The sequence below is a fragment of the Lacticaseibacillus pantheris DSM 15945 = JCM 12539 = NBRC 106106 genome (genome assembly GCF_001591865.1).
Lineage (GTDB): Bacteria > Bacillota > Bacilli > Lactobacillales > Lactobacillaceae > Lacticaseibacillus > Lacticaseibacillus pantheris.
Genome location: NZ_BCVS01000178.1, coordinates 1 through 1,796, shown reverse-complemented (window position 1 = coordinate 1,796; position 1,796 = coordinate 1). Strand labels below are relative to the sequence as shown.

General features: G+C 50.0%; 1 protein-coding gene. It reads right to left on the bottom strand.

Features of this window, described 5'->3' with window-relative positions; all coding sequences use genetic code 11:
- Positions 1-452: 452 nt before the first annotated feature.
- Positions 453-1,559 carry a phosphomevalonate kinase gene (locus LPA02S_RS11310; RefSeq protein ID WP_054648626.1) on the bottom strand — a complete coding sequence of 369 codons (1,107 nt, stop codon included), beginning with the start codon at positions 1,557-1,559 and terminating at the stop codon, positions 453-455.
- Positions 1,560-1,796: the final 237 nt, after the last annotated feature.

Sequence of the window (1,796 nt, the reverse complement as noted above, 5' to 3'; positions counted from 1 at the left end):
TGCCTTAGTCGCCGGCAGGAAACGAGTACCCAAACCCGCAGCAGGAATAATTGCTTTACGAACTCTTTGCATATCTACTCTCCTTATGTACACCATGTCGATGAAAACGATTTGATAAATTAATCATACTCGATTGACCTGGGGTAAAACAAGGTTCTTCACTAAATCATCACCTATGAGGCCATGCTTTCATCACTTTCATTAACTATTAACCGCCGTCACGATGCCTGTCAACACACACAACAACTGCATCAGCACCGTTTTGGAAACAATGTTCTGCTAAACATGGCTGCAGGTTAGATTCAGAAAAAAACGTGCTAACGGTCAATTTTAGAATTGCAAAAAAATGGTCCAGCAGGCACCCCGACTTTGCGAGATCCCTGCTGGACCAATGATAAGTGTCAAATCCAATTGTTAGGACCGTCAACCAACATGCATGTTAAGCGTGGTGGTTAACTGGCTACGTGCTGCGCCACCTGATTAGGGTCGGACTCGTGCACGCATAAATTTAGTGGCTCAATCCCCACGGACGTCCAGGAAGCAAGCAAAGGCGCCACGTCAACCGTCGTATCAATTAGCGCGATGCCACAGTCGCCGCCACCGGCACCGGAGGATTTAGCCGCACCGCCGAACCGCTCGGCAATCTGCCGAAGCTGCAGTAGGACAGGCGTTTCAATTTCCACCCCGGAAAACTGGGTCAAATAGTTAAGTGCATCCTGATTATCGCGAATGCCCTGTTGAATGGCGGCCAGGTCGCCGGCACGGAACCCGGCAATAATCCGCTCAAGAATCGCATCACTTTGCTGTAAAAAATTCTGGTAATCAGTTTCTTTGTTGGTCGTGGTTTGCGAATCTGCAATCCGGTCAACGAGGTGAGCGGTTGAAGCCGGCGATCCGGTCCAACCAATCAGCAGCTGCATGTTGGCCGGAGCGGTCAACAGCTCAATATCCAATTGTGGCCAATCACGGTTTAACAATTCCGTGATGGTGTGCTGCCGGCGCGCGGCGGCTAACCACTGTTTGTCAAAGGAGCGATAGGCAACCCAACCACCGTAGACTGAAGCGGCAATGTCACCCAAGGAACCATTGCCCTGAACATCGAGGTGAGCAATGGCCGACAGTTTATAGACTTGGTCGGCCGTCATTTTTAGGCCGTAGAACTGATTTAACGCCTTGACCGTCGCGACGGTGACAGCAGCAGAGCTACCCAACCCATACTTTTTGCCGTCTTCAGAATCAAGGTCTGAGTCAACCTTTAAATCATACAACGCCAACGGGTGGCCCATCTCCCGCGCATACTTTTCGGTCAAACGGATTGCCGACAGGATGTAATGGAACGGGTTGTCACGGTCGTCAAAGACGATCTCGTCACCTACACGTTGCCAGTAAATCGAATTTTCTTGGTATTGTTTCGAAACGATACTGCCATAGCCGGTTGTTGCCCCAACTGAAACCGTCACAAACTGGTCAATCGCCACGACGATGGCCGGGTGTCCGGTTTCGACCACTGCATATTCCCCCGCAATGTACAATTTACCCGGCGCCTTTGCTGTTATCACTACCAGTTACCCCCACAAATATCAGATATGTATCCACGTTCGCCAGTATAGACCACTCGTGGTACTTTGAAATTTACATTTCCCGTATTTATCAATTCCTTAAAGTCAGACATACTGAACTATTTTATCATGGACAATTATTTTTGCAATGCGCACCCCCGTGGCTACTACATTGTTGGACAGTGGAGCCGGCAGCGTCGGTCGGACCGGGGAGCTGCGGCTTTCGTGGGGCACTCC